This window comes from Pseudomonas berkeleyensis (assembly GCF_014109765.1).
Lineage (GTDB): Bacteria > Pseudomonadota > Gammaproteobacteria > Pseudomonadales > Pseudomonadaceae > Aquipseudomonas > Aquipseudomonas berkeleyensis.
The window spans coordinates 416,015-441,634 of sequence record NZ_CP059139.1 but is presented as its reverse complement, the minus strand read 5'-3'; the positions used below and the strand labels follow the sequence as shown (position 1 = coordinate 441,634).

Genomic DNA, 25,620 nt, shown 5'->3' with positions numbered 1-25,620 from the left:
AGGAATTGCATCTTGAGCGATATTCTCTCCCGCCGCCTGGCCCTGCTCGGCGAGCCGGCTCACCTGTCCCTGCTGGGCGAGTGCCTGCATGGTATCGAGCGCGAATGCCTGCGCGTCGATCGCGACGGTCAACTGGCGCTGACCCCGCATCCACAGGCTCTGGGCTCGGCGCTGACCCACACGCGGATCACCACCGATTACTCCGAGTCACTGCTGGAGTTCATCACCGGCACGGCTACCGACCCAGCCGCGACGCTGGGCGAGCTGGAGAACATCCACCGTTTCGCCTACGAGAAACTGGCTGACGAACTGCTGTGGAGCCCCTCCATGCCCTGCGCGCTGCCGGACGAGGAGACGATTCCCATCGCGCGCTACGGCAGCTCCAATATCGGCCGCCTCAAGTACGTGTACCGCAAGGGCCTGGCACTGCGTTACGGCAAGACCATGCAGTGCATCGCCGGCATCCACTACAACTTCTCCCTGCCTGAGGCGCTGTGGCAGCTGCAGCAGCAGGCCGAAGGCGACACGCTGAGCGCGCGCGACTACCAGTCGGCGCGTTATATCGCGCTGATCCGCAATTTCCGCCGTTACAGCTGGCTGCTGATGTACCTGTTCGGCGCATCGCCAGCGCTGGACAAGGGCTTCATGCGTGATCGGCCGCACCAGTTGCAGGAGCTGGAGGCCAGCACCCTGTATCTGCCGTATGCCACCAGCCTGCGCATGAGCGACCTGGGCTACCAGAGCAGCGCGCAGTCCGGTTTGACACCCTGCTACAACGACCTGGCCAGCTACACCGACAGCCTGCGCCTGGCCGTGGCCACGCCCTACCCGGCCTATGTCGAAGCCGGCACCAAGCGTGGCGACGAGTGGCTGCAACTGAATACCAACATCCTGCAGATCGAGAACGAGTACTACTCGAGCATCCGTCCGAAACGGGTCACCTACAGCGGCGAACGGCCGATCCAGGCGCTGATGAGCCGTGGCGTGCAGTACGTGGAAGTACGTTGCCTGGACATCAACCCCTTCCTGCCGCTGGGCATCGACCTGGCCCAGGCGCGCTTCATCGACGCGTTCCTGCTGTTCTGCGCACTGGAGGACAGCCCGCTGCTGGGCAACGGCGAATGCAGCAGCTGCACCAGCAACTTCCTCAAGGTGGTCAAGGAAGGGCGCCGTCCCGGCCTGCATCTGCAGAAGGGCGCCCAGCAGGTGGAACTCAAGGTCTGGGCCAGCGAACTGCTCGAACGCATCCTGCCGCTGGCCGAACTGCTCGACCGCAGCCAGAACAGCAGTGCGCATGTCGAGGCATTGGCACAGCAGCAGGCCAAGGTCGCGGATGTGGAGATGACGCCCTCGGCCCAGGTGCTGGCGATTCTGCGTCAGGGCAAGAGCTTCACCGAATTCTCCCTGCAGCAGAGCCTGCTGCATGCCGAGTACTTCCGCGCCCAGCCGCTCAGTGCCGAGCTGCAACAAAGCTTCGAGCAGGCCGCGCACGCCTCACTGGCCGAGCAGGCGGAACTGGAAGCACAGCCCAAGGGCGATTTCGACGCCTTCGTCGCCGCCTATCAGGCGAGCATTCTGGCTTTGGCCGTGTAGAGGTGTCGCGGGGCCATCTGGATTGTGCGCCGCAATACTCGGGATACATGCGGTGCGCACGGCGCACCCTACGGGCCGGGGTTTCGCACTCATAATCCAGGGGGTCGAAAAGCGCCGACTGCGTCACAAAGCCAACCAGCGGAGCAAAAGCCAGGATGGGCGGCCATGCCGCCTGTAGCTCATCCAGCTAGCATTGCCGGATAAAGGACGATAGACGAGCAGCGCCCATGGCCGACGACGCCACGCCGCAATGGAGCCTGGAGAGCCTGACCAAGGCCTACCAGCAAGGCTATATGGCCGGCCTCACGGGCCAGCCCAGAACCCGCCAGCCCTACCCTGACGAAATCCCGGCCGCCGCTTGGGAGGCGGGCTGGGATGACGGTTTCGAACAGATGCGCCTGCAGCAGCACAGCGCCTGAATCGTTGAACACACCGTGACAGGGGCTTTAGCCGCGACGGACTAGCCTCTGAAAGGCGCATTCGGCTATGGCTCCCTGCATCACGTAGGAGCGGCTTCAGCCGCGAAGCTCGCGGATAAATCCGCTCCTACAGCTCCGGCCTGCTCTCGCCCCCCCCTACAACGCCTTTTCGAACACCTTCGAATTGCGCTGGTAGTTGTACAGCGACGCCCGTGCGGTCGGCATGCGCTCGACACTGCTCGCCTCGAACCCCCGCTCCTGAAACCAGTGCGCTGTACGCGTGGTAAGCACGAACAGCGTCTTGATTCCCTGCGCCCGCGCCCTGGCTTCGATACGTTCGAGTAGTTCGTCGCCGCGGCCGCCGTGGCGATAGTCGGGATTGACCGCCAGGCACGCCAGCTCGCCACAGTCGGAATCGGCGATGGGATACAGCGCCGCACAGGCGATGATCAGCCCCTCGCGCTCGACGATGCTGAACTGCTCGATCTCACGCTCCAGCACCTCGCGCGAACGACGCACCAGGATGCCCTGCTCTTCCAGCGGGCTGATCAGCTCGATCAACCCACCAACATCCTCGATGGTTGCCTCACGCAACGACTCGAACTGCTCCTGCGCCACCAGGGTGCCGTTGCCGGTACGGGTGAACAGCTCGCTGAGCAACGCGCCATCGGTGGCATAGCTGACGATATGGCTGCGCTTCACGCCGCCACGGCAAGCCTGCGCGGCCGCATCGAGCAGTTCGCCCTGATAGTTGCTGCCCAGACGCGCCAGATGCGCCGGCACCTGTTGTGGACGCAGCTCGCGCACCAGCTTGCCGTTGTCGTCGAGCAGGCCATCCTCGGCGCCGAACAGCAGCAGCTTGTCCGCCCCCAGGTCGATGGCGGCGCGAGTGGCGACGTCCTCGCAGGCCAGGTTGAAGATCTCCCCGGTGGGCGAATAACCCAATGGCGACAACAGCACGATGCTGCGCTCGTCGAGCTGACGATTGATGCCCTTGCGGTCGATGCGCCGCACTTCGCCGGTGTGGTGATAGTCGACCCCGTCGAGCACGCCGATCGGCCGCGCCGTGACGAAGTTGCCGCTGGTCAGGCGCAGGCGCGAGCCCTGCATCGGCGAGGCGGCCATGTCCATCGATAGGCGCGCCTCGATGGCGATGCGCAGCTGGCCAACCGCGTCGATCACGCATTCCAGGGTCGGCGCGTCGGTGATGCGCAGGTCGCGGTGATAATGCGGGGTCAGGCCACGGGCGGCGAGGCGTGCCTCGATCTGCGGGCGCGAGCCATGCACCAGCACCAGACGCACGCCAAGGCTGTGCAGCAGTACCAGGTCATGGACGATATTGGCGAAATTCGGATGGGCAACGCCCTCGCCCGGCAGCATGACCACGAAGGTGCAGTCGCGATGGGCGTTGATGTAGGGCGAAGCGTGGCGTAACCAAGTGACGTAGTCGTGCATGAGCAATCCATTAGCGTCGAGACGGTGGGCGGATGCGATCCGCCGTGTTCGGTTGGAGAGTCTGTCTCATCGTCGCTGCACGTCTTCACTCCGGGTCAGGCAATAGTGTTGGATCAGTTGCCGCAGTATGACCACGGTCGGCTCGATACGGGCGAGCTCCAGGTACTCGCCGGGCTGGTGAGCACAGTCGATGTCGCCGGGGCCCAGCACCAGGGTTTCGCAACCAAGCTGCTGAAGATAAGGCGCTTCGGTGCCGAACGCCACCGCCTGCGCGGTATGTCCGGTCAGACGCTCGGCCAGACGCACCAGTTCCGCATCGGCCTTCTGCTCGAAGGGCGGCACGGCCGGGAACAGCGGGCCGTAATCAATACGCACCTGGTGCTTGAGCGCCAGCGGCTGCAGCTTGCCGCGAATGGCTTCACGCAGCAGCTCCGGATCCATGCCCGGCAGCGGACGCAGGTCGAACTCCAGCGCACACTGGCCACAGATACGGTTGGGGTTGTCGCCACCATGGATGCAGCCAAGGTTGAGGGTCGGCTGCGGCACGCTGAACTGTGGGTTATTGAACTCGCGTTGCCACTGCGCGCGTAGGCCACGCAGCTCGCCCATCACATCCTGCATGGCCTCCAGAGCGCTATGACCGAGCGCTGGATCGGAGGAGTGGCCACTCTGACCGAGAATGTCGATGCGCTCCATCATCACGCCCTTGTGCAGACGGATCGGCTTGAGACCGGTCGGCTCGCCGATCACCGCGGCGCGGCCGAGCGGACGGCCGGCATCAGCCAGGGCACGCGCGCCCGCCATCGAGCTTTCTTCATCGCAGGTGGCGAGGATCAGCAACGGCTGCTGGAAGGGCTGATCGAGCAGCGGCAACACGGCTTCGATCACCAGCGCGAAGAACCCCTTCATGTCGCACACACCCAACCCGACCCAGCGATCCCCCTGCTCGCTCAAACACAACGGATCGCTGCGCCACAGCGACTCGTCGTAAGGCACGGTATCGCTGTGCCCGGCCAGCACCAGACCACCCGGCCCTGTGCCACGGCTGGCCAGCAGGTTGAACTTGCCGGGGCTGATCTGCTGAATCTCGCAGGTGAAGCCCAGCTCACCCAGCCAGGTGGCAAGCAAATCGATCACGGCGCGATTGGACATATCCAGCGAGGGCTGAGTACAGCTGACCGAAGGTGCGGCGATCAGCGCCGAGAATTGCTCGCGTAGGGAAGGTAATGGCATGGCTCGGCTCTCTCGGTGCGGCGGCCCATCATAACAACAAGATTTCGCAGGGCGAGCCCCAGAACGACGAAGCCCGGCATAAGCCGGGCTCCATCAGAGAACGATGCCGCTTCAGAGGAAGATCAACATCATGATCTCGAAGTAGATGATCGCCAGCACGGCACCGACCGGCAGGGTGATCACCCAGGAGGTGAAGATCTTGCCCACCACCGACAGGTTCAGCGCGCCAATACCACGCGCCAGGCCGATACCCAGCACCGCGCCAACCAGCGTGTGCGTGGTGGAGATCGGCAGGCCGATACCGGAAGCCGCGACCACGGTGCCGGCGGTGGCCAGCTCGGCAGCGAAACCACGGCTCGGGGTCAGCTCGGTGATGCCCTTGCCGATGGTGGCGATCACCTTCCAGCCGTAAGTGGCCAGACCGACCACGATACCGACGGCGCCCAGCAACAGCACCCAGCCCGGCACCGACGACTTGCCGCCGACGACCATGTCGCCACCAGCCTCGATCACACCAACCACTGCGGCCAGCGGGCCGACGGCGTTGGACACGTCGCTGGCACCGTGGGCGAAGGCCATGGCACAGGCGGTGAAGATCATCAGTACCGCAAAGACCTTCTCCACGCTGGCAAAGTGGAAGCTCTTGTCCGCTTCGGCGTCGACCTTGATGCGCGTCAGCAGGGCGATACCGATACCGGCGACGATGAAGCCGACCAGGCAGGAGAGCATCAAGGCATCCATGGTGGTGAAATGCAGGCCGACATGCTTGAGGCCCTTGGTGAAGGTCATCAGCGCCAGCATGAAGCCGGTCAGGAACATGTACACCGGCACCCAACGCTTGGCGTTGCGGAACGGATCCTCGGTGTCCATGATCAGCCACTGCACGCTCTTGAACAGACCGAAGGCGATCAGACCTGCGAGGAAGGGCGTCACTACCCAGCTGGAAACGATCGGCACCAGACCGCCCCAGTTGACCGCATCCATCGATACGCCAACGGAGGCGAAGCCGATCAGGGCGCCGACGATGGAGTGCGTGGTGGATACCGGCCAGCCACGCAGCGAGGCGATGAGCAGCCAGGTACCGGCGGACAGCAGCGCCGACATCATGCCCAGCACGAACAGATCAGGCGGGATAGCCGTGCTGTCGACGATGCCGTTCTTGATGGTTTCGGTGACCTGGCCGCCGGCCAGGTAAGCACCGCAGAACTCGAACACCATGGCGATCAGAATCGCCTGCTTGATGGTCAGCGCCTTGGAGCCGACCGAAGTGCCCATGGCGTTGGATACATCGTTGGCGCCCACGCCCCATGCCATGAAAAAACCAAAGCAGCAGGCGAGCACGAGGAGTACGAAGCCGTATTCCGCGACAAGAGTCATAAAAGATTACCTGTGGATTCCTGAATGGCAGCTGGCGGCTAGCGCGCCAGCAGTTGTTCCAGTCGGTTGCCGACACGCTCGGCACGGTCGGCGACGTCGCCAACCCAGTCGATGATCCGGTAGAGGAACATCACATCAACGGCGGGTAATTCCTTTTCCAGCTTGAACAAGGTGCGGCGCACCTCGATCTGCTGACGGTCGGTATCGTGCTCGATCTCCTCGAGCTCTTCGACCATGTGCTGTACCAGGGTGGCTTCACGACCACCGAAACCGGTTTCCAGCAACTCGTCCAATTCGTTCATTGCCTTCAGCGCCTGGGCGCTGGCGTCCACGCAACGCTGCACATACGCCAGCATCAGCGGTTGCAGAGCAGTTGGAATGGCCATCTGACGGCCGAGCATCAGGCCGGCGATGTCCTTGGCACGGTTGGCCACCTTGTCCTGCACGCTGAGCAGTTCCAGCAGGTCTGAGCGCGGTACCGGCAGGAACAGGCTCTTGGGCAGGTGCATGCGCACGCTTTTCTTGAGCTTGTCGGCTTCGCGCTCCAGGCGCACCATTTCCTGCTGCACCTGCTCGACACGAACCCAGTCTTCGGCCATCACCGCCTCGAAGAACGGCACCAGATTGGCCGCGCATTCGTGCGCCTTGGTGATGTGCTGTTGCATGGGGCCGATGGGAGAACGGCCGAACAGACTGACGAAGGGATTGGTAGGCATAGGGTTGCCCCTGGTTGAAAAGAGGCGGCAAGTATACGGGCCGTCCCCAGCGCCTGCCAGCGCATGTCATCAGTTCGTCACATTTCTGTACGTCCGACGCTGCGACCTGACAGCGCACGCCCTTTGCACTACCCTTGTGCGCCCGGAGCCTCGCCCGCCGAACTCCGCCTTCCACCGCTGCTGCGAGCCCGTCATCGCGATGAACAAAGAAACCGAAATCAAACTGCGCGCCAGCCGCGCCACTCTGGCTGCGCTGCGTGAGCACCCGCTGCTGAAGAAACGCAACAAGAGCGGCTGGCAGCGCGTGGAACTGTTCAACCAGTACTACGACACGCCGGATCGCGAGCTGGCTGGCGCCAAGGTCGCCCTACGCATCCGCCGTGATGGCGAGCAGCTCATCCAGACGCTCAAGAGCCGTGGCCAGAGTGTGGCCGGCCTGTCCGAGCGCAACGAGTGGGACTGGTACCTGAGCAAGGCCAAGCTCGACCTGAAGAAGCTCGACGACAGTTGCTGGCCAGCGAGCCTCGCCGAGCTGGACAAGAAAACCCTGCAACCGCTGTTCACCACCGATTTCGTCCGCGAGAAAGCCGAGATCGCCTGGGGCCGCGGCAAGGCCAAGGTGGTCATCGAGGCTGCGCTGGATCTTGGCAAGGTAGTCGCTGGCGAGGGCGAAGAAGAAATCTGTGAGCTGGAGCTGGAACTGCGCCAAGGCGAACCCGCCGCCCTGCTGGAGCTGGCCTGCGAACTGGCCGCCGAGCTGCCGCTGATGCCCTGCGATATCAGCAAGGCCGAACGCGGCTATCGACTGTTCGACTCCGGCAGCTACAGCCTGAGCCTGGCCGCACCGACAGTGCAGGCCGAACAGGTGCTGGACGATGCCTTCGCCATCCTTGCCTGGCACCTGCTGGGCAGCAGCCAGCGCCTGGCTGAGCAGTATCGCTGGAGCGGTCACTGGAGCCTGCTGCAGGACTGGTTGCAGCAACTGATCGACCTGCGCGCCCTGCTCGCCAGCCTTGGCCAGGCCGCTCCTCGCGCCAGCTCGCGGGAGTTGCGTGAAGGGCTCGACGCCCTGCTCGGCGACTGGCGCCCGCGCCTGGCCGCGGGCCAGACCGACGAAAGCATGCGACGCAACGCCCCGGCGCTGTTCGCTGCCGAGCTGGATGGCTGCCGCTGGGGCCTGTTGTCACTGCAACTGTCGCGCTGGTTGCTGCAACGTGGCTGGACGCTGGATCGCAACAACCGTGGCAATCGCCAGGGCAACGCGCCGCTGGGCAACTGGCTGCCAACGCTGCTAAGCGAAGAAGGCGCGGCGTTGCAACTGCGCCGCTATCAGCAGCAGCCGGAGGATCTCGCCGAGCAACTGCCGCGCCTGGAGCGCCTGCTGGTGTGGCTGCGTCTGGCGCGTGGCGTACTGGAAGTGCCCGAGGTCGACCGCCTGTATGGCGAGCTGAACAAGCTGAACCTTCTCGCTCAGCAGCCGCTGGACGATGAGCAGCGCCAGCTGCGGACTACTCAGGCGCAGATCGTCAGCAGCCTGAAGGCCTGGAAAGCGCTGGTGTAAACCGCTAAGCAGGCGCTAGCCGAGCGCCTGCGAACACGTTGGTGCGCACGCCGCACCCTACCATCAGTAACACCATGAAAAACGGGCCCCGCAGGGCCCGTTTTCGTTTCAGCATTTCGTCACTCAGTTGGCGCTGGGACTGGTGCTGGAAGGGTTGGTGGTCTCGTCCATGGCCTGCTGCAACGCTTTCTTGCGTTTCTCTTCGGCGCGATGGGCGAAGAACCAGGCCAGGAAGGTGGCGAACGACACCACCAGCAGGATCAGGCTGGCCACGGCGTTGATCTCCGGCTTAACCCCCAGGCGCACGGCGGAGAAGATCTCCATCGGCAACGTGGTGGAGCCGGGACCGGACACGAAGCTGGCCAGCACCAGGTCGTCCAACGACAGGGCGAAGGACATCATCGCCCCCGCAGCCAGCGATGGCGCGATCATCGGCACGGTGATCAGGAAGAACACCTTCCACGGCCGCGCACCGAGATCCATGGCCGCCTCTTCGATGGACATGTCCAGCTCACGCAGGCGCGACGACACCACCACCGCCACGTAGGCCGAGCAGAAGGTGGTGTGGGCGATCCAGATGGTGGTCATGCCGCGCTGCGCCGGCCAGCCGATCAGCTGTGCCATCAACACGAACAGCAGCAGCAGCGACAGACCGGTGATCACCTCGGGCATTACCAGCGGCGCGGTGACCAGGCCACCGAACAGCGTGCGCCCTTTGAAGTGGGTGATACGGGTCAGCACGAAGGCCGCCAGAGTACCCAGTGCAGTCGCTGCGATGGCGGTGTACAGGGCGATCTCCAGCGAACGCATCACCGCGTTCATCAGCTGGGTGTTGTCCAGCAGGCCGACGTACCACTTCACCGACCAGCCGCCCCATACCGTCACCAGGCGCGAGGCGTTGAACGAGTAGATGACCAGGATGACCATCGGCAGGTAGATGAACAGCAACCCTGCCCACAGCATGATGTTGGAGAAGCTCCAGCGTTTCATGGGCGGCCCTCCAGCTCTTTGGCTCCGCTTCTGGTTGGAAAGCCGGTTGAAGAGAATGATGGGCTCATTGTGATTGAACGGATCATGGTCGCCCCTCCAGCTCTTTGGCCTGGTTACGGTTAAAGAGAATGATGGGCACAATCAGGATCGCCAGCATGACTACCGCCAGGGCGGACGCCACCGGCCAGTCGCGGTTGTTGAAGAACTCCTGCCACAGCACCTTGCCAATCATCAGGGTCTCCGGCCCGCCGAGCAGTTCAGGGATGACGAACTCACCCACCACCGGGATGAACACCAGCATGCAGCCGGCGATGATGCCGTTCTTGGAAAGCGGCACGGTGATCTTCCAGAAGCTGTTGAAGTTGCTCGAACCGAGGTCGGAAGCTGCTTCCAGCAGGCTCAGATCATGCTTCACCAGGTTGGCGTAGAGCGGCAGGATCATGAATGGCAGGTAGGAGTAGACGATACCGATATACACCGCGGTGTTGGTGTTGAGGATCTGCAGCGGCGAGTCGATCAGGCCGATGCCCATCAGCAGGCTGTTGAGCAGGCCGTTGTTGCCGAGGATGCCCATCCAGGCGTAGACGCGGATCAGGATCGCGGTCCAGGTCGGCATCATGATCAGCAGCAGCAGGACGGTCTGCTTTTCCTTCGGCGCACGGGCGATGGCGTAGGCCATCGGGTAGCCGATCACCAGGCACAGCAAGGTGCTGAGCGTGGCGATCTGCAACGAGCCCAGGTAGGCCGACAAATACAGCGCATCTTCAGTGAGGAAGATGTAGTTGCCCAGGTTCAGCAGAATGGTCAGCTTGTTGTCCGCCCATTCGTAGATTTCCGTGTAGGGCGGAATGGCTACGTCGGCCTCGGCGAAGCTGATCTTCAGCACGATGACGAACGGCAGCAGGAAGAACAGAAACAGCCAGAGGAACGGTATGCCGATCACGGCATGCCGGCCACTCGGCAGGTAGCGCGAGAGTTTGGCCAGTTTCATGATTGCAGTACCACGCCGCTGTCGTCTTCCCAGTACACCACGACCGGATCGTCCCAGGTCGGACGCTTGCCGCGACGCTCGGCGTTGGCGATGAAGCACTGCACGATCTGCCCCGACGTGAGCTTGACGTGGTACACCGAGTGCCCGCCCAGGTAGGCGATATCGTGGACGTGGCCATTGCTCCAGTTGTACTCGGGATGCTCATGGTCGGCCGGCAAGGCGGTGGCCATCAGCAGTTTTTCCGGACGCAGGGCGTAGCTGACCTTCTTCTCTTCGGCACGGGTACTGATGCCGTGGCCGATGTAGATCGGCTTGTCCAGGTGCGGGCAGCTGATGATCGCGTGGTCGGCATCGTCGGTGGTGATCGAGCCTTCGAACAGGTTGACGTTACCGATGAACTCGCAGACCAGGCGGCTGGACGGCGTCTCGTAGATGTCCACCGGGCTGCCGGTCTGGGCGATCCAGCCCAGGTGCATGATGGCGATGCGCTGGGCCATGGTCATGGCCTCTTCCTGGTCGTGGGTCACCATGACGCAGGTCACGCCGACGCGTTCGATGATTTCCACCAGCTCCAGCTGCATCTGCGAACGCAGTTTCTTGTCCAGCGCGCCCATCGGCTCGTCGAGCAGCAGCAGCTTGGGGCGCTTGGCCAGCGAGCGGGCCAGGGCCACGCGCTGACGCTGGCCACCGGAGAGCTGGTGCGGCTTGCGCTTGGCGTACTGGGTCATGTGCACCAGCTTGAGCATCTCCGACACACGCTCGTCGATCTCGGCCTTGGGCATCTTGTCCTGCTGCAGGCCGAAGGCGATGTTCTGCGCCACGGTCATGTGCGGGAACAGCGCGTAGGACTGGAACATCATGTTGATCGGGCGCTGGTACGGCGGCATGTCGGTGATGTCGACGCCATCGAGAATGATGCGCCCCTCGGTCGGCTTCTCGAAGCCGGCGAGCATGCGCAGCAAGGTCGACTTGCCCGATCCCGAACCACCGAGCAGGGCAAAGATTTCGCCCTTGTTGATGGTCAGCGAGACATCGTCGACGGCCACGGTCTCATCGAACTTCTTGGTCACCCGATCGATTTTGACCAGCACCTCTTTCGGTGTCTGATCCCCCTCGAGGGCTTTTTTGTAGGCGCTGGAGGCAACAGCCATTTAGGAAAACTCCCGGAAGATTGTGCCCGGCCGCCGCGGCCGGGCAGGAACGATTACTGACCCGATTTGACCTTGGTCCAACTGCGGGTCATCAGGCGCTGCACGCGAACCGGCAGCTCGGCGGAGATGTACAGCTTGTCCAGCACCGCTTGTGGCGGATAAACGGACGGGTCGTTACGCACCTCCTGATCCATGAGCTCGCCCGCCTTGATATTGGGGTTGGCATAACCGACGTAGTCACTGACTTCGGCGATCACCTCGGGTTCGAGGAGGAAGTTGATGAAGGCATGCGCCTGCTCTGGGTTCGCCGCGTCAGCCGGGATGGCCATCATGTCGAACCAGAGGTTGGCGCCTTCCTTCGGGATGCTGTAGGCGATTTCGATGCCTTTACCGGCCTCTTCGGCACGGTCGGCGGCCTGCAGGATGTCGCCGGAGAAACCAGCGGCCACGCAGATGTTGCCGTTGGCCAGATCGCCGATGTACTTGGAGCTGTGGAAGTAGGTGACGTAAGGGCGCACCTCCAGCAGCTTGGCCTCGGCCTTGGCATAGTCGTCAGGGTTGGTGCTGTTGGGATCCAGACCCAGGTAGTTGAGCATCGCCGGAATCATCTCGTCGCCGGAATCGAGGAAGGCGACGCCGCACTGGCTCAGCTTCTTGATGTTCTCGGCTTCGAACAGCACCGCCCAGGAGTCGATTTCGTCGACGCCAAGCGCAGCCTTGACCTTCTCGACGTTGTAACCGATGCCGTTGGTGCCCCACAGGTAAGGCACGGAATACTGGTTGCCAGGGTCGTTGGTTTCCAGCTGCTTGAGCAGGGCCGGGTCGAGGTTGTCCCAGTTCGGCAGCTTGCTGCGATCGAGTGCCTGGAACGCGCCGGCGCGAATCTGCTTGCCGAGGAAATGGTTGGACGGCACAACCACGTCGTAGCCGCTGCGGCCGGCGAGCAGTTTGCCTTCGAGGGTTTCATTGGAGTCGAAGACGTCGTAGATCGGTTTGATGCCGGTCTTGGCCTCGAACTTGGCCAGGGTCTCTTCGCCGATGTAGTCGCTCCAGTTGTAGATATGCACCGTGGACTGGGCCAAAGCGGCACCACAGAAGGCGGAGGCCGCCAGGGCGATCAGAGACTTGGGCAGGGTAACTCGCACAGTTTCATCCTCGTTCTTGTGTGCCACCCGAAAAAGGCGCGGCACTTTATAGGAAAATCGTCCGTCGATCAGCGACCGCTCTTGATTCGTGTCCAGTCGCGCGTCAGCCAGCGCTGTACGTCACGTGGGCGCTCTTCGGCCACGTAGAGTTTGGCCATCACGTCCTTGCCGGGATATACGCCCGGGTTGTTGCGCACGCTTTCGTCGACCAGTTCGGTGGCCTTGAGATTCGGGTTGGCGTACGCCACGTAGTTGCTGATCTTGGCGATCACCTCGGGGCGCAGCAGGTAGTTGATGAAGGCGTGCGCTTCGTCGACGTTCTTGGCGTCCTTGGGGATGGCCAGCAGGTCGGCCCACATGGCGGTGCCTTCCTTGGGAATGATGTAGATGATCTCGTCGGTGCGGCCGGCCTCTGCGGCACGATCAGCAGCCTGCAGCACATCACCGGAGTAACCGAAGGCGGCGCAGATATCGCCATTGGCCAGATCACCGATGAACTTGGAACTGTGGAAATAGGTGATGTACGGGCGCACCTTCATCACCTGCTCGAAGGCCTTCTCGTAGTCTTCGCGCTGAGTGGTATGCGGCGACATGCCCAGGTAGTTGACGACCTGCGGCAGCACTTCGTCGCCCGAGTCGAGCAGGGCGATACCGCAGGAGGCGAGTTTCTCCGCGTATTTGGGGTCGAACAGCAGCGCCCAGGAATCCAGCGGCGCATCGTCGCCCAGCACGGCGCGCGCCTTGGTGGCGTTCAGGCCGATGCCGTTGGTGCCCCACAGATAGGGCACCGAGTAATCGTTGCCGGGGTCGCCCGCGGCCAGGTTGTCCATGATGGTCGGATCGAGATTGACCAGGTTCGGCAGCTTGGATTTGTCCAGCTTCTGATAGGTACCGGCACGTACCTGCTTGGCCAGGAAGTGGTTGGTCGGCACCACCACGTCGTAACCGCTCTGACCGGTAGCCAGCTTGCCATCGAGGGTGTCGTTGGAGTCGAAAACGTCATACACCACCTTGATGCCGGTTTCCTTCTCGAAATCGGCGATGGTGTCCGGCGCAATGTAGTCGGACCAGTTGTAGACCTTGACCACGCGATCAGCAGCCTGAGCCACGGACATGCCAATGGCAGCGGCGATCAGGCCAGCCAGCAGGGTAGAACGACGCATGACGTTTCCTCTTCTTGCGATTTGGGTACCTGGCGGGGAGCCCGCCAGGCGGCGTTGCTTCGTTACTTAGCGACCGGACTTGATCTTGGTCCAGCTGCGGGTCATGGTGCGCTGCACGGCCGGCGCCAGATCCGGGAAGGTGTAGATCTTCTTCAACACTTCCGGAGTCGGGTACACGCCCGGGTCGGTACGCAGGGCTTCATCCACCAGCGGGGTGGCAGCAGCGTTGCCGTTGGGGAACTGCACGTAGTTGGTGATGCTGGCCATCACCTCGGGCTTCATCAGGTAGTTGAGGAATACGTGAGCAGCTTCGACGTTCTTGGCATCGGTCGGGATGGCCAGCATGTCGAAGAACGAACCGGCACCTTCCTTAGGAATGTTGTAGCCAACTTCCACGCCGTTCTTGGCTTCTTCGGCGCGCGCCTTGCTCTGATAGATATCGCCCGAGTAACCGATGGCGACGCAGATGTTGCCGTTGGCCAGGTCGGAGATGTACTTGGAGCTGTGGAAGTAGGAGATCGATGGACGCACCTTGAGGAACAGCTCTTCAGCTTTCTTCAGCTCGTCGGCCTTGCTGCTGTCCGGGGCATAACCCAGGTAGTGCAGAGCGGCTGGCAGGATCTCGGTCGGCGAGTCGAGGAAGGACACGCCACAGGACTTCAGCTTCTCGATGTTCTCCGGTTTGAATACCAGATCCCAGGAGTCGACCGGAGCGTTGTCGCCGAGCACGGCCTTGACCTTCTCGACGTTGTAACCGATGCCGATGGTGCCCCACATGTAGGGGATCGAGTACTGGTTGCCCGGGTCGCTCGGCTCCAGTGCATGCAGCAGATCCTTGTCCAGGTTCGACCAGTTCGGCAGCTTGGACTTGTCCAGTTTCTGGAATACGCCGGCCTTGATCTGCTTGGCCAGGAAGGGGTTGGACGGTACCACTACGTCGTAGCCGGAGCTGCCGGCCAGCAACTTGGCTTCCAGCACTTCGTTGCTGTCGAAGACGTCGTAGACGACCTTGATGCCGGTTTCCTTCTCGAAGTTGGCCAGCGTGTCTTCAGCGATGTAATCGCTCCAGTTGTAGACATGCAGCACCTTGTCGTCAGCCTGAACAGCGCCTGCCACGGCCGCGGTCAGGGACAACGCGAGAAGGGTCTTGCCGAATGTTTTCATGCGTACAGCTCCTGTTGTTGTGTCGATATTCCAGAGGACGCGCTAGCCGCTCGAATCAGCCTGGCTCACGCACTCTGGCGCAGTCTGGCAAGGTCATGGCACCGCTGACAACTTTCCGTGACTGCGGGCTTTTCAGACCGACAGGTCGCGCAAGGTCAGATCCAGGCACTTGCGTGCTTTCTCTACCAGTTCGTCTACTTCCGCCTGGCTGATCACCAGCGGCGGGGCGATGATCATGGTGTCGCCCACCGCGCGCATGATCAGGCCGTTATTAAAGCAGTGGCCGCGGCAGATCATGCCCACGCCCACATCACCCGGATAACGCTTGCGCGTCGCTTTGTCCTGCACCAACTCGATCGCACCGAGCATGCCGACGCCACGCACTTCGCCTACCAACGGATGATCCGCCAGCTCACGCAGACGACTCTGCAAATACGGTGCCGTTTCTGCTTTCACCCGCTCGACGATGCCCTCTTCCTTGAGAATCCGCAGGTTCTCCAACCCGACTGCCGCCGCTACCGGATGCCCGGAATAGGTGAAGCCATGGTTGAAGTCGCCGTGCGCCTCGATCACCTCGAACACCTTGTCGCTGACGATCAGCCCGCCCATTGGCACGTAGCCGCTGGTTAGCCCTTTAGCGATGGTCATCAGGTCAGGCTTGAGATCGTAGTACTGGCTGCCGAACCACTCGCCGGTACGGCCGAAACCGCAGATCACTTCGTCGGCGACGAACAAGATGTCGTACTTGGCGAGGATTTCCTTGATGCGCGGCCAGTAGCTGTCCGGCGGAATGATCACGCCACCAGCCCCCTGGATCGGCTCGGCGATAAACGCTGCAACATTTTCTTCACCCAGTTCGAGAATCTTCTTCTCCAACTGGTCAGCCGCCCAGATGCCAAAGGCTTCCGGGGTCATGTCGCCGCCTTCACCGAACCAGTACGGCTGCGGGATATGCGCGATGCCGGGAATCGGCAGGTCGCCCTGCTCGTGCATGAACTTCATGCCGCCGAGGCTGGCACCGGCCACGGTAGAACCGTGGTAGCCGTTATCGCGGCCGATGATGATCTTCTTCTGCGGTTGGCCCTTGCACGCCCAGTAGTGGCGTACCAGGCGCAGCATGGTGTCGTTGCCTTCCGAGCCTGAACCGGTGAAGAACACGTGGTTCATGCCGGCCGGCGCCACCTGTGAGATGGCCTGCGCCAGCTCCAGCACCGGCGGATGGGCGGTCTGGAAGAAAGTGTTGTAGAACGGCAGTTGCAGCATCTGCTTGGCGGCGGCTTCGACCAGCTCCTCGCGGCCGTAGCCGACGGCCACACACCACAGACCCGCCATCCCATCGAGGATCTTGTGGCCCTCGCTGTCCCACAGGTGCACGCCCTTGGCCTCGGTGATGATGCGCGGGCCCTTCTCGGCCAGCTGCTTGTAATCACTGAACGGCGCCAGGTGATGGGCCTGGCTCATCGCCTGCCACTGGGCGGTCTTGGGATTGTTCGCTTGCTTGTTCATTACCACACCTTATCTGTTGGCCCTGCAGGCTCGCGGCGCTGCCGGGTGGGCCGGGCGGCGATCCGCTTCAGCCCACCGAGTCGGCCTGCAATGGTGGGCTGAAGCCCACCCTACCCTGCTAAACCGACAGCAGGAGGAACTCGCGTTCCCAGGAGCTGATCACGCGCTTGAAGTTCTCGTGTTCGGCACGCTTGACCGCGACATAGCCGCGGATGAACTTCTCGCCGAGGAACTTCTCGGCGTCCTTGCAGGCTTCCATCCGCTCCAGCGCGCTTTCGATGGTCACCGGCAGGCGCAGGTTGCGACGCTCGTAACCGCGGCCTTTCACCGGAGCGCCTGGTTTGACGTTGCCGACCATGCCCATGTAGCCGCACAGCAGGGTCGCTGCCAGCACCAGATAGGGGTTGGCATCGGCACCGGCCAGGCGGTTTTCCACGCGGCGGTTCTGCGGGCTGGCTTCCGGCACGCGCAGGCCCACGGTGCGGTTCTCCTCGCCCCACTCCACGTTCACCGGCGCCGAGGTATCGGGCAGGAAACGGCGGAACGAGTTGACGTTCGGCGCGAACAGCGGCAGCAGCTCGGGGATGTACTTCTGCAGGCCGCCGATGTGATGGAGGAACAGCTCGCTCATCGTCCCATCTTCGTTGGAGAAGATGTTCTTGCCGGTCTTCAGGTCGACCACGCTCTGGTGGATATGCATGGCGCTGCCGGGCTCATCGGTGATCGGCTTGGCCATGAAGGTGGCCGCCACGTCATGCTTGAGCGCGGCCTCGCGCATGGTGCGCTTGAACACCAGAATCTGGTCGGCCAGGTGCAACGCGTCGCCGTGGCGGAAGTTGATTTCCATCTGCGCCGGGCCCTCTTCGTGGATCAGGGTGTCCAGATCCAGGCCTTGCAGTTCGCACCAGTCGTACATGTCTTCGAACAGCGGGTCGAATTCGTTCGCCGCGTCGATGGAGAAGCTCTGACGGCCGGTTTCCGGACGGCCGGAGCGGCCTACCGGGGCCACCAGCGGGAAGTCCGGGTCGCTGTTGCGCTTGGTCAGGTAGAACTCCATCTCCGGCGCGACGATGGGCTTCCAGCCTTTGTCTGCATACATCTGCAACACTTTCTTGAGGATGTTGCGCGGCGACAGCTCGATGGGGTTGCCCTGCTTGTCAAAGGTGTCGTGGATCACCATGGCAGTAGGCTCGATGGCCCATGGCACGACGAAGACCGCATTGGCGTCGGGACGGCAGAACATGTCGATGTCCGCTTCGTCCAGCAGGTCGTAGTAGATGTCGTCCTCGACGTAGTCGCCGGTCACGGTCTGCAGCAGCACGCTCTCAGGGAGGCGCATGCCCTTCTCGTCGAGGAACTTGTTGGTCGGCGAGATCTTGCCGCGGGCAATGCCGGTCAGGTCGCTGATCAGGCATTCGACTTCGGTGATTTTGCGTTCTTTCAGCCAGCTCGTGAGCTGGTCTAACTTGGTACTCATAGAGACCTCAGGGTTGTAGAACCAACTAGGGTTATAGCTGGTTCAGCGTTGCCCCGCCCTCTCCCTGCAAGCCTCACCAAAGGCCTGGAAGAAGGCGAGATATTCGAGTGGATGCTACTAGGGGCGCAGCACCTCCGGCACCTGGCTTTTCACTCCACGGAAAGAAAAGCTTTCGCCTTCGCGAACAAAGCGCGATGTGTCTAGCTCAAGACGCTTGCGTGTTGCACAGCCCGCGCCAGGCCGTGCGCCACGCAGCAGCGAGGCGCCACCTGCGCTATGGTGCAGGGTAGCGGGTAACATGAAGACTCGAGAAAATATGCCGAGCGGCGCTGAAGCCGCCGAAGAAGAATGCTGCCGTGCCTCGACGATAGCGGACATGTCACCCGCACCCACTCGCATGAAGCGAATGCTCACCTCGTCGGCGAGGGGAGAAAGGGCGTGACCGGTGGTTCTGGTACAAGCGCTGACGCCGAGAATCGGCAGGCGAAACATGAGACACCCGTATTATTGCTGTTATGGGTTTGAACCGAGCTTAGCCTTGTTCATTTTTTTACACAATAGCTCTGTAAAAAATTGAACACACCCCGTTGAGCACCCAGAAAGATCGCCAGCTGCCCCCCCCTGAAAGGCCTTGAAATGCCCCAAAAATGGCCATCACGCCCCACTACAGGGCATCATGGGGCCAGCTTGACAGTAAAGTGCGTTTCAGATTGACTCACACCCATGCAGTCGCATGATTGATATATTTAACAAAAAGGTGTTGCATCATGTCGGTACCCCCGCGTGCCGTTCAGCTTAACGAAGCGAACGCGTTCCTTAAGGAACATCCTGAGGTCCAGTTCGTCGACCTTCTTATTGCAGATATGAATGGTGTGGTGCGCGGCAAGCGCATCGACCGAAACGCCCTCCACAAGGTGTACGAGAAAGGCATCAATCTGCCCGCCTCGCTCTTCGCGCTCGACATCAACGGTTCCACCGTCGAAAGCACCGGCCTTGGTCTGGACATCGGCGACGCCGACCGTATCTGCTTCCCCATCCCCAATACCCTGTGCAACGAACCCTGGCAGAAGCGCCCGACCGCGCAACTGTTGATGACCATGCACGAGCTGGACGGCACGCCTTTCTTCGCCGACCCGCGCGAGGTATTGCGCCAGGTGGTGCAGAAGTTCGACGAACTGGGCCTGCGTATCTGCGCAGCCTTCGAACTGGAGTTCTACCTGATCGACCAGGAGAACGTGAACGGCCGTCCGCAGCCGCCGCGTTCGCCGATCTCCGGCAAGCGCCCGCACTCCACCCAGGTTTACTTGATCGACGACCTCGACGAGTACGTCGATTGCCTGCAAGACATGCTCGAAGCCGCCAAGGAGCAGGACATCCCGGCCGACGCCATCGTCAAGGAAAGCGCCCCGGCGCAGTTCGAGGTCAACCTGCATCACGTCGAAGACGCGATCAAGGCCTGCGATTACGCCCTGCTGCTCAAGCGCCTGATCAAGAACATCGCCTACGACCATGAGATGGACTCCACCTTCATGGCCAAGCCCTACCCGGGCCAGGCGGGCAACGGTCTGCACGTGCACATCTCGCTGCTGGACAAGAAGACCGGCAAGAACATCTTCGCTGCCGAAGATCCGCTGGAGAACTCTTCGTTGCGCCATGCCGTCGGCGGCATTCTCGACACCATGTCCGCGTCGATGGCGTTCCTCTGCCCCAACGTCAACTCCTACCGCCGCTTCGGTGCACAGTTCTATGTGCCCAACGCGCCGAGCTGGGCACTGGACAACCGCACCGTGGCCGTTCGCATCCCCACCGGCAGCCCGGATGCCGTGCGCATCGAACACCGCGTGGCCGGCGCCGATGCCAACCCCTACCTGATGCTGGCCTCGATCCTCGCCGGTATCCACCACGGCCTGACCAACCAGATCGAACCGGGCGAGCCGATCGAAGGCAACTCCTACGAGCAGCTCGAACCCAGCCTGCCGAACAACCTGCGCGATGCCCTGCGCGAGCTGGACGACAGCGAAGTGATGAACAAATACATCGACTCCAAGTACATCGACATCTTCGTCGCGTGCAAGGAAGCCGAACTGCAAGAGTTCGAGACCACCATCTCCGACCTCGAGTACAACTGGTACCTGCATACCGTGTAACACCGAGAAAGCCGGCCGTAGAAGGCCATGTGAAAACGTAGCGAGCGAAGGTCAGGCAAGGCAAAAACAGGCGAAGAAGCGCAGTTTACAAGTAGTAAATGAGCATTCTGAGCCTGTTTTTAACGCAGCACGACCGAGCGCAGTAGTTTTCACACGGCCTGAATAGAGCCGGCTTCTTTTTACCTGCCAACTGCCAACTGCCTGCTCCGGCGCTCTGCACCGGGGCCAGCGGTTCGCCGCACGGCGACTCCGCTGACATGAATCAACCTCCGGCGAGCAAGGCCGCCGGATACTGTTGCCTTCATCCATCGGGGAGCTACTCATGCAACGCGCTATTGCCGCCGTCCTGCTGGGCCTGATCAGTGGCCTGGCTCAGGCCGCCGACAGCATCCGTGTCTACAACTGGAACGATTACATCGCGCCGCAGGTGCTGGAAAACTTCACCCGGGACACCGGTATCGAGGTCGAGTACCACACCTTCGCCAGTGCCGAAGAACTGGGCGCAGCGCTGAACAGCGGGCAACCCATCGACATCGCCGTGCCCTCGCACAATGAACTGCCAGCGCTGATCGCCAGCGGCCGCATTCGCCCCCTGGATTTCAACCTGCTCCCCAACCGCACGCACCTGGACAAACAGCTGCTGAGCAAACTGGCTGCGGTCGACCCGCAGAACCGTCATGCCGTGCCCTACCTGTGGGGTGCGGTTGGCCTGGCGATCAATACACCCAAGGCCGAAGCCGCCTATGGCGGGCCACTGCCGAGCAGCTGGAGCCTGCTGTTCGACGCCGAGCAGAGCAAGCGCCTGGCCAGTTGTGGCATCAGCGTGCTGGATGCACCGGATGAAACCCTGTCGCTGCTGCTCAACTACCAGGGCCGCAGCCTGGCGCGCAGCGCTCCGAGCCGCGTCGAACGCGCTGGAGGCGTGCTCGACGGCCTACGCCCGAACCTGCGTTACGTCGACAGCGAGCGCTATATCGAAGACCTCAACAATGGCCGCCTGTGCCTGGCAATGGCCTGGGTCGGTGATGCCCTTGCCGCCGCGCAGGCGGGTCAGCCAGTGAGTTTCGTGGTGCCTGACGAAGGCTCGGTGCTGTTCATCGACAACCTGGTGATTCCCGCCAATGCCAGCCGCCCGGATCTCGCCCACCGCTTCATCGACTACCTGATGCAGCCGCAGGTGATCGCCCAGATCACTGCCGAGACGCTCTACCCCAATGGCAATGCCGACTCCATGCAGTTCATCGACAGCGCCCTGCTGGAACAACCCGGCCTGTATCCGGATCAGGACACCAAGCGCCGCCTGTATCCACTGGAAGTGCTCTCGGAGAAACACGCGCAGGTACGCAGCAACGTCTGGCAGCGTTTCCGCGACGGCAGTTGACCCCCGGCGAGGCTTGCCTCGCCGGCGCCAGCTGACGTCCAATAGCGCCTCGCCCACCGAGGAGCCCACCATGTCGCGCCCCGCCAGCACCCGCAAGCCGCGCGCCAGCAGCCAGGCCCGTATCGCCGTGATCCTCTCTGCCGCTCGTGAGCTGCTGGCCGAGCAGGGCATGGCCAACCTGTCGATCTACACGGTAGCCGAACGCGCCGGCATTCCGCCGTCCTCGGTGTATCACTTCTTCGCCAGCGTGCCGGCCCTGCTCGAAGGGCTGACCGCAGACGTGCACGCCGCCTTCCGTGGCAGCCTGCTCGAACCGGTCGAGCACGCCGCATTACGCACCTGGCACGACCTCTCGCGCCTGGTCGAGCAGCGCATGCTGGCTATCTATGCCAAGGACGCCGCCGCACGGCAGCTGATCCTCGCCCAGCACGGTCTGGCCGAGGTGACCCAGGCTGATCACCAGCACGATCTGGAGCTGGGCCGATTGATGCGGGCACTGTTCGAGCGACACTTCCCTCTGCCGCAATTGCCGATGGATATCGACGTATTCACTCTGGCCATGTCCCTGGGGGATCGCGTTTACGCCCGCTCCGTGCAACTGCACGGGGAGATCACCCCGCGCCTGGCCGAGGAAGGCATGCGCGTATTCGACGCCTACCTGGGCCTGTACCTGCCGGCCGCGCTGCCGAAAAGGCCTGCACCGCTGGTGTAATCCACCGAAGGGTGCGCCGTGCGCACCGATGGCATCTGACGCTGCGACCAATCGCGTTACACAACCAAGGCGCCCCGCCACCTAAGGCCCGAACCAATATAAATCCGATAAAAATCGCATTTATTTCACTCAGCCGACTAAAAGCATCTTCTAATACCGATATTTATCGGATATAAATCGAGCATCCCGCCCTGGTCGAGGTTCAGCCACGGCACTCTGAATGGGCCGCCGGAGCGGCCTGCGAACGAGCCAAGAGGTGCTTCATGTCCCGTATCGTTACCGTCGCTGCGACCCAGATGGCCTGCTCCTGGGATACCCCTGCAAACATCGCCAATGCCGAGAAGCTGGTGCGTCAGGCCGCAGCCCAGGGCGCCCAGATCATCCTGATCCAGGAGCTGTTCGAGGCACCCTACTTCTGCCAAAAGCCCAACGCCGACTACACCCAGCTGGCCACCACGGTGGAGGAAAATCCGGCCATCGCGCACTTCCGGAAGGTCGCTGCCGAGCTGAAGGTCGTGCTGCCGATCAGCTTCTTCGAGCGCGCCGGCCGCGCCCGCTTCAACAGCATCGCCATCCTCGATGCCGACGGCACAAATCTCGGGATTTATCGGAAAAGCCATATCCCGGACGGGCCCGGCTATCACGAGAAGTACTACTTCAACCCGGGCGATACCGGCTTCAAGGTCTGGGACACCGCCTACGCACGCATCGGCGTGGGTATCTGCTGGGATCAGTGGTTCCCGGAATGCGCACGCAGCATGGCGCTGATGGGCGCGGAAATCCTCTTCTACCCCACCGCCATCGGCAGCGAACCGCACGATGCCAACATCACCTCACGTGAGCACTGGCAGCGTGTGCAGCAAGGCCATGCCGGCGCCAACGTGATGCCGCTGGTGGCCAGCAACCGCATCGGACGCGAGGAACAGGACGGCTACGACATCACCTTCTACGGCAGCTCGTTCATCGCCGATCAGTACGGCGAGAAGGTCAAGGAGCTGAACCAGACCGAGGAAGGCATTGCGCTGCACAGCTTCGATCTGGACGCGCTGGAGAAGATCCGCACCGCCTGGGGTGTGTTCCGCGACCGCCGGCCGAACCTATACTGGCCGCTTTCCACGCTCGACGGTGAAACACCCTCGATCCCGTAGGGTGCGCTATGCGCACCTAACCCTCCAAACACTTTGCCGGTGCGCATGACGCACCCTACGGAAGCGAAATATGACCACCCTGAACACGACTCCACGCGCCGATGGCTTCCGCATGCCGGCGGAATGGGAAACCCACAGCAAGACCTGGATGGTCTGGCCCGAACGCCCTGACAACTGGCGCAACGGCGGCAAGCCGGCACAGGCCGCCTTCGCCGCGGTGGCCAAGGCCATCGCCCAGTTCGAACCGGTGACCGTCTGCGTGTCCGCAGCGCAGTACGAAAACGCCCGCGCGCGCCTGGACGACGCCAACATCCGCCTGGTGGAAATCACCACCGACGACGCCTGGGTGCGTGACACCGGGCCGACCTTCGTCACCAATGCCAGCGGTGAAGTGCGCGGCGTGGACTGGGCGTTCAACGCCTGGGGCGGCTTCGACGGTGGCCTGTACTGGCCCTGGCTGCGTGACGACCAGGTGGCACGCAAGGTTCTCGAAATCGAAGGCTGCAAGCGCTACCGCACCGAGGGTTTCGTGCTCGAAGGCGGCTCGATCCATGTCGATGGCGAAGGCACCCTGATCACCACCGAAGAGTGCCTGCTGAACAGGAACCGCAACCCACACCTGTCACGTGAAGAGATCGAAGCCGTGCTGCGCGAGCACCTGGCCGTCGACACGGTGATCTGGCTACCGGACGGCCTGTTCAACGACGAAACCGACGGCCACGTCGACAACTTCTGTTGCTACGTGCGCCCCGGTGAAGTGCTGCTGGCCTGGACCGAGGATCAGAATGACCCCAACTATCCGCGCTGCCAGGCCGCCATGCGCGTGCTGGAAAGCGCTCGCGACGCCAAGGGTCGTCAACTGACCGTGCACAAGATGCCGATTCCCGGCCCGATCCACGCCACGGCCGAAGAGTGCGCGGGCGTCGATATCGTCGATGGCAGTCAGGAGCGTAGCCCGGAGGTTCGCCTGGCCGGCTCCTACGTCAACTTCCTCATCGTCAACGGCGGCATCGTCGCGCCGAGTTTCGATGACCCGAAGGACGAAGAAGCCCGCGCCATTCTCCAGCGCATCTTCCCCGAGCATCGCGTGGTGATGGTGCCGGGCCGCGAGATTCTGCTCGGTGGCGGCAATATCCACTGCATCACCCAGCAGCAGCCAGCGCCGCAAGGGCGCTGAACCATGTAGGGCGGGTGAAACCCGCCAACCCTCGGCGGGTTTCACCCGCCCTACACGAAACGCCCGGCACATGCCGGGCGTTTCGTGTAGGGCCAACTCACTCGAACGGCTGCGGACGCGGCGTATCGTTGTTCGACGGCGGCAGGATCGGCAGGGCGAAGCTCGGCTGCTCGCCGGTCAGGGTCTTGAGGAAGGCGGTGATCTTGCCGATCTCGTCCTCACTCAGCTGTCGCCCCAGTTGCAGGCGGGCCATGATGTCCACCGACTCCTCCAGCTTCCAGTAAGCGCCGTCGTGGAAGTAGGGATAGGTCAGTTCGACGTTGCGCAGGGTCGGCACCTTGAATTTGAAGCGGTCGGCATCCTTGCCGGTCAGGCCGGCCACACCCTCGGCGGGATTGCTGGTTTCATAGGGTTCGACCAGGCCCATCTTCTGGAACGAGTTGCCGCCCAGCGCCGGCCCGTTGTGGCAGGCCACGCAGCCGATGGACTTGAACAGCTCATACCCCTCCCGCTCGGTCTGAGTGATGGCCTTGGCATCGCCCTTGAGCCACAGGTCGAAGCGCGAGTTGGGCGTGACCAGGGTCTTCTCGAACTCGGCGATGGCATCGGTCACTTCGTCCAGGGTGATTTCGTCGGTCTTGTACACCGTCTTGAACGACTCGCGGTATTGCGGGATCGAGCGCAGCACGTCGATGGCGAGAATGTGGGTGAAGGCCATCTCCTTCGGGTTGGCGATAGGGCCGGCAGCCTGCTCCTTGAGGTCGGCGGCGCGGCCATCCCAGAACTGCGCGAGGTTGAAGCTGGAATTGAGTACGGTGGGCGAGTTGATCGGCCCCTGCTGCCAGTTGTGGCCAATGGAACTGGGCAGGTTGTCGCTGCCGCCCATCGACAGGTTGTGGCAGGAGTTGCAGGAAATGAAGCCCGAGCGCGACAGGCGCGGGTCGAAGAACAGCTGCTTGCCCAGCTCGACCTTGGCGGGGTCGGTGATCTCGGCGGGGGCGATGGGCTCCACGGGTTCGTTGCTCGGTACATTGGCCCAGGCGCTGGCGCCCAGACACAGTCCGGCCAGCAGGCTCAGCGTGCGCATGGTGATGTTTCCTCAGGTGTTGGCTTA

General features: G+C 62.5%; 22 protein-coding genes. 8 read left to right on the top strand and 14 right to left on the bottom strand.

Annotation, left to right across the window (positions count from 1 at the left end; genetic code table 11):
* The first annotated feature begins 12 nt into the window (after positions 1-12).
* Positions 13-1,593 (top strand): glutamate--cysteine ligase, encoded by a 1,581-nt coding sequence (gene gshA, locus HS968_RS02095; RefSeq protein ID WP_182369928.1) that lies wholly within the window; start codon positions 13-15, stop codon positions 1,591-1,593.
* Between the two features lie 227 nt (positions 1,594-1,820).
* Positions 1,821-2,012: a ribosome modulation factor gene (rmf, locus tag HS968_RS02090; protein ID WP_017678387.1), complete on the top strand. Its 192-nt coding sequence runs from the start codon at positions 1,821-1,823 to the stop codon at positions 2,010-2,012.
* 156 nt (positions 2,013-2,168) lie between these two features.
* Here rmf and argA read toward each other — a convergent pair whose 3' ends face one another.
* The 4 genes from argA to HS968_RS02070 form a co-directional block, all read right to left on the bottom strand.
* Positions 2,169-3,467 carry an amino-acid N-acetyltransferase gene (gene argA, locus HS968_RS02085; RefSeq protein WP_119692262.1) on the bottom strand — a complete coding sequence of 433 codons (1,299 nt, stop codon included), beginning with the start codon at positions 3,465-3,467 and terminating at the stop codon, positions 2,169-2,171.
* A gap of 66 nt (positions 3,468-3,533) precedes the next feature.
* Positions 3,534-4,700, bottom strand: a complete 1,167-nt coding sequence (argE, locus tag HS968_RS02080; RefSeq protein WP_182369927.1) for an acetylornithine deacetylase — start codon at positions 4,698-4,700, stop codon at positions 3,534-3,536.
* A 111-nt stretch (positions 4,701-4,811) separates the two neighbouring features.
* Complete coding sequence (locus HS968_RS02075; RefSeq protein ID WP_119692264.1) at positions 4,812-6,077, bottom strand: inorganic phosphate transporter; 1,266 nt, start codon at positions 6,075-6,077, stop codon at positions 4,812-4,814.
* Positions 6,078-6,115: 38 nt separating this feature from the next.
* The gene (locus tag HS968_RS02070; RefSeq protein ID WP_106737575.1) at positions 6,116-6,793 is read right to left on the bottom strand and encodes a TIGR00153 family protein; all 678 of its coding nucleotides are present in this window, start codon (positions 6,791-6,793) and stop codon (positions 6,116-6,118) included.
* A gap of 199 nt (positions 6,794-6,992) precedes the next feature.
* Here HS968_RS02070 and HS968_RS02065 point away from each other — a divergent pair, with 199 nt between their 5' ends.
* Entirely contained in the window at positions 6,993-8,354 is a 1,362-nt protein-coding gene (locus HS968_RS02065; protein ID WP_182369926.1) for a CYTH domain-containing protein, read from the top strand.
* A 123-nt stretch (positions 8,355-8,477) separates the two neighbouring features.
* Here HS968_RS02065 and HS968_RS02060 read toward each other — a convergent pair whose 3' ends face one another.
* The 9 genes from HS968_RS02060 to HS968_RS02020 all read right to left on the bottom strand — a co-directional run bounded on the left by HS968_RS02060 (position 8,478) and on the right by HS968_RS02020 (position 18,433).
* Positions 8,478-9,344, bottom strand: coding sequence for an ABC transporter permease subunit (locus HS968_RS02060; protein ID WP_119692266.1), 867 nt, complete (start codon positions 9,342-9,344; stop codon positions 8,478-8,480).
* A gap of 82 nt (positions 9,345-9,426) precedes the next feature.
* Positions 9,427-10,308, bottom strand: coding sequence for an ABC transporter permease subunit (locus tag HS968_RS02055; protein ID WP_179625199.1), 882 nt, complete (start codon positions 10,306-10,308; stop codon positions 9,427-9,429).
* Between the two features lie 23 nt (positions 10,309-10,331).
* Positions 10,332-11,486, bottom strand: a complete 1,155-nt coding sequence (gene potA / locus HS968_RS02050) for a polyamine ABC transporter ATP-binding protein (RefSeq protein ID WP_182369924.1) — start codon at positions 11,484-11,486, stop codon at positions 10,332-10,334.
* Positions 11,487-11,539: 53 nt separating this feature from the next.
* The gene (locus tag HS968_RS02045) at positions 11,540-12,631 is read right to left on the bottom strand and encodes a polyamine ABC transporter substrate-binding protein (RefSeq protein WP_119692666.1); all 1,092 of its coding nucleotides are present in this window, start codon (positions 12,629-12,631) and stop codon (positions 11,540-11,542) included.
* 68 nt (positions 12,632-12,699) lie between these two features.
* On the bottom strand, positions 12,700-13,794 hold the full coding sequence (locus tag HS968_RS02040) for a polyamine ABC transporter substrate-binding protein (RefSeq protein WP_179623527.1): 1,095 nt from the start codon (positions 13,792-13,794) through the stop codon (positions 12,700-12,702).
* Between the two features lie 66 nt (positions 13,795-13,860).
* Complete coding sequence (locus tag HS968_RS02035; protein ID WP_119692269.1) at positions 13,861-14,958, bottom strand: extracellular solute-binding protein; 1,098 nt, start codon at positions 14,956-14,958, stop codon at positions 13,861-13,863.
* 132 nt (positions 14,959-15,090) lie between these two features.
* Positions 15,091-16,464 carry an aspartate aminotransferase family protein gene (locus HS968_RS02030; RefSeq protein ID WP_182369922.1) on the bottom strand — a complete coding sequence of 458 codons (1,374 nt, stop codon included), beginning with the start codon at positions 16,462-16,464 and terminating at the stop codon, positions 15,091-15,093.
* Between the two features lie 118 nt (positions 16,465-16,582).
* On the bottom strand, positions 16,583-17,941 hold the full coding sequence (locus tag HS968_RS02025) for a glutamine synthetase family protein (RefSeq protein WP_106737582.1): 1,359 nt from the start codon (positions 17,939-17,941) through the stop codon (positions 16,583-16,585).
* A gap of 117 nt (positions 17,942-18,058) precedes the next feature.
* A complete protein-coding gene (locus HS968_RS02020) occupies positions 18,059-18,433 on the bottom strand; it encodes a hypothetical protein (RefSeq protein WP_182369920.1) in 375 nt (124 codons plus the stop codon).
* 275 nt (positions 18,434-18,708) lie between these two features.
* Here HS968_RS02020 and HS968_RS02015 point away from each other — a divergent pair, with 275 nt between their 5' ends.
* The 5 genes from HS968_RS02015 (at position 18,709) to aguA (ending at position 24,506) form a co-directional block, all read left to right on the top strand.
* Positions 18,709-20,088 (top strand): glutamine synthetase family protein, encoded by a 1,380-nt coding sequence (locus tag HS968_RS02015; RefSeq protein WP_106737583.1) that lies wholly within the window; start codon positions 18,709-18,711, stop codon positions 20,086-20,088.
* Between the two features lie 322 nt (positions 20,089-20,410).
* Complete coding sequence (locus HS968_RS02010; protein ID WP_182369919.1) at positions 20,411-21,469, top strand: polyamine ABC transporter substrate-binding protein; 1,059 nt, start codon at positions 20,411-20,413, stop codon at positions 21,467-21,469.
* 70 nt (positions 21,470-21,539) lie between these two features.
* Complete coding sequence (locus HS968_RS02005) at positions 21,540-22,181, top strand: TetR/AcrR family transcriptional regulator (RefSeq protein ID WP_182369918.1); 642 nt, start codon at positions 21,540-21,542, stop codon at positions 22,179-22,181.
* A gap of 263 nt (positions 22,182-22,444) precedes the next feature.
* Positions 22,445-23,329 (top strand): N-carbamoylputrescine amidase, encoded by an 885-nt coding sequence (aguB, locus tag HS968_RS02000; protein WP_106737586.1) that lies wholly within the window; start codon positions 22,445-22,447, stop codon positions 23,327-23,329.
* Positions 23,330-23,399: 70 nt separating this feature from the next.
* Positions 23,400-24,506 carry an agmatine deiminase gene (aguA, locus tag HS968_RS01995; RefSeq protein ID WP_182369917.1) on the top strand — a complete coding sequence of 369 codons (1,107 nt, stop codon included), beginning with the start codon at positions 23,400-23,402 and terminating at the stop codon, positions 24,504-24,506.
* 97 nt (positions 24,507-24,603) lie between these two features.
* Here aguA and HS968_RS01990 read toward each other — a convergent pair whose 3' ends face one another.
* A complete protein-coding gene (locus HS968_RS01990) occupies positions 24,604-25,593 on the bottom strand; it encodes a cytochrome-c peroxidase (RefSeq protein WP_182369916.1) in 990 nt (329 codons plus the stop codon).
* Between the last annotated feature and the right edge of the window lie 27 nt (positions 25,594-25,620).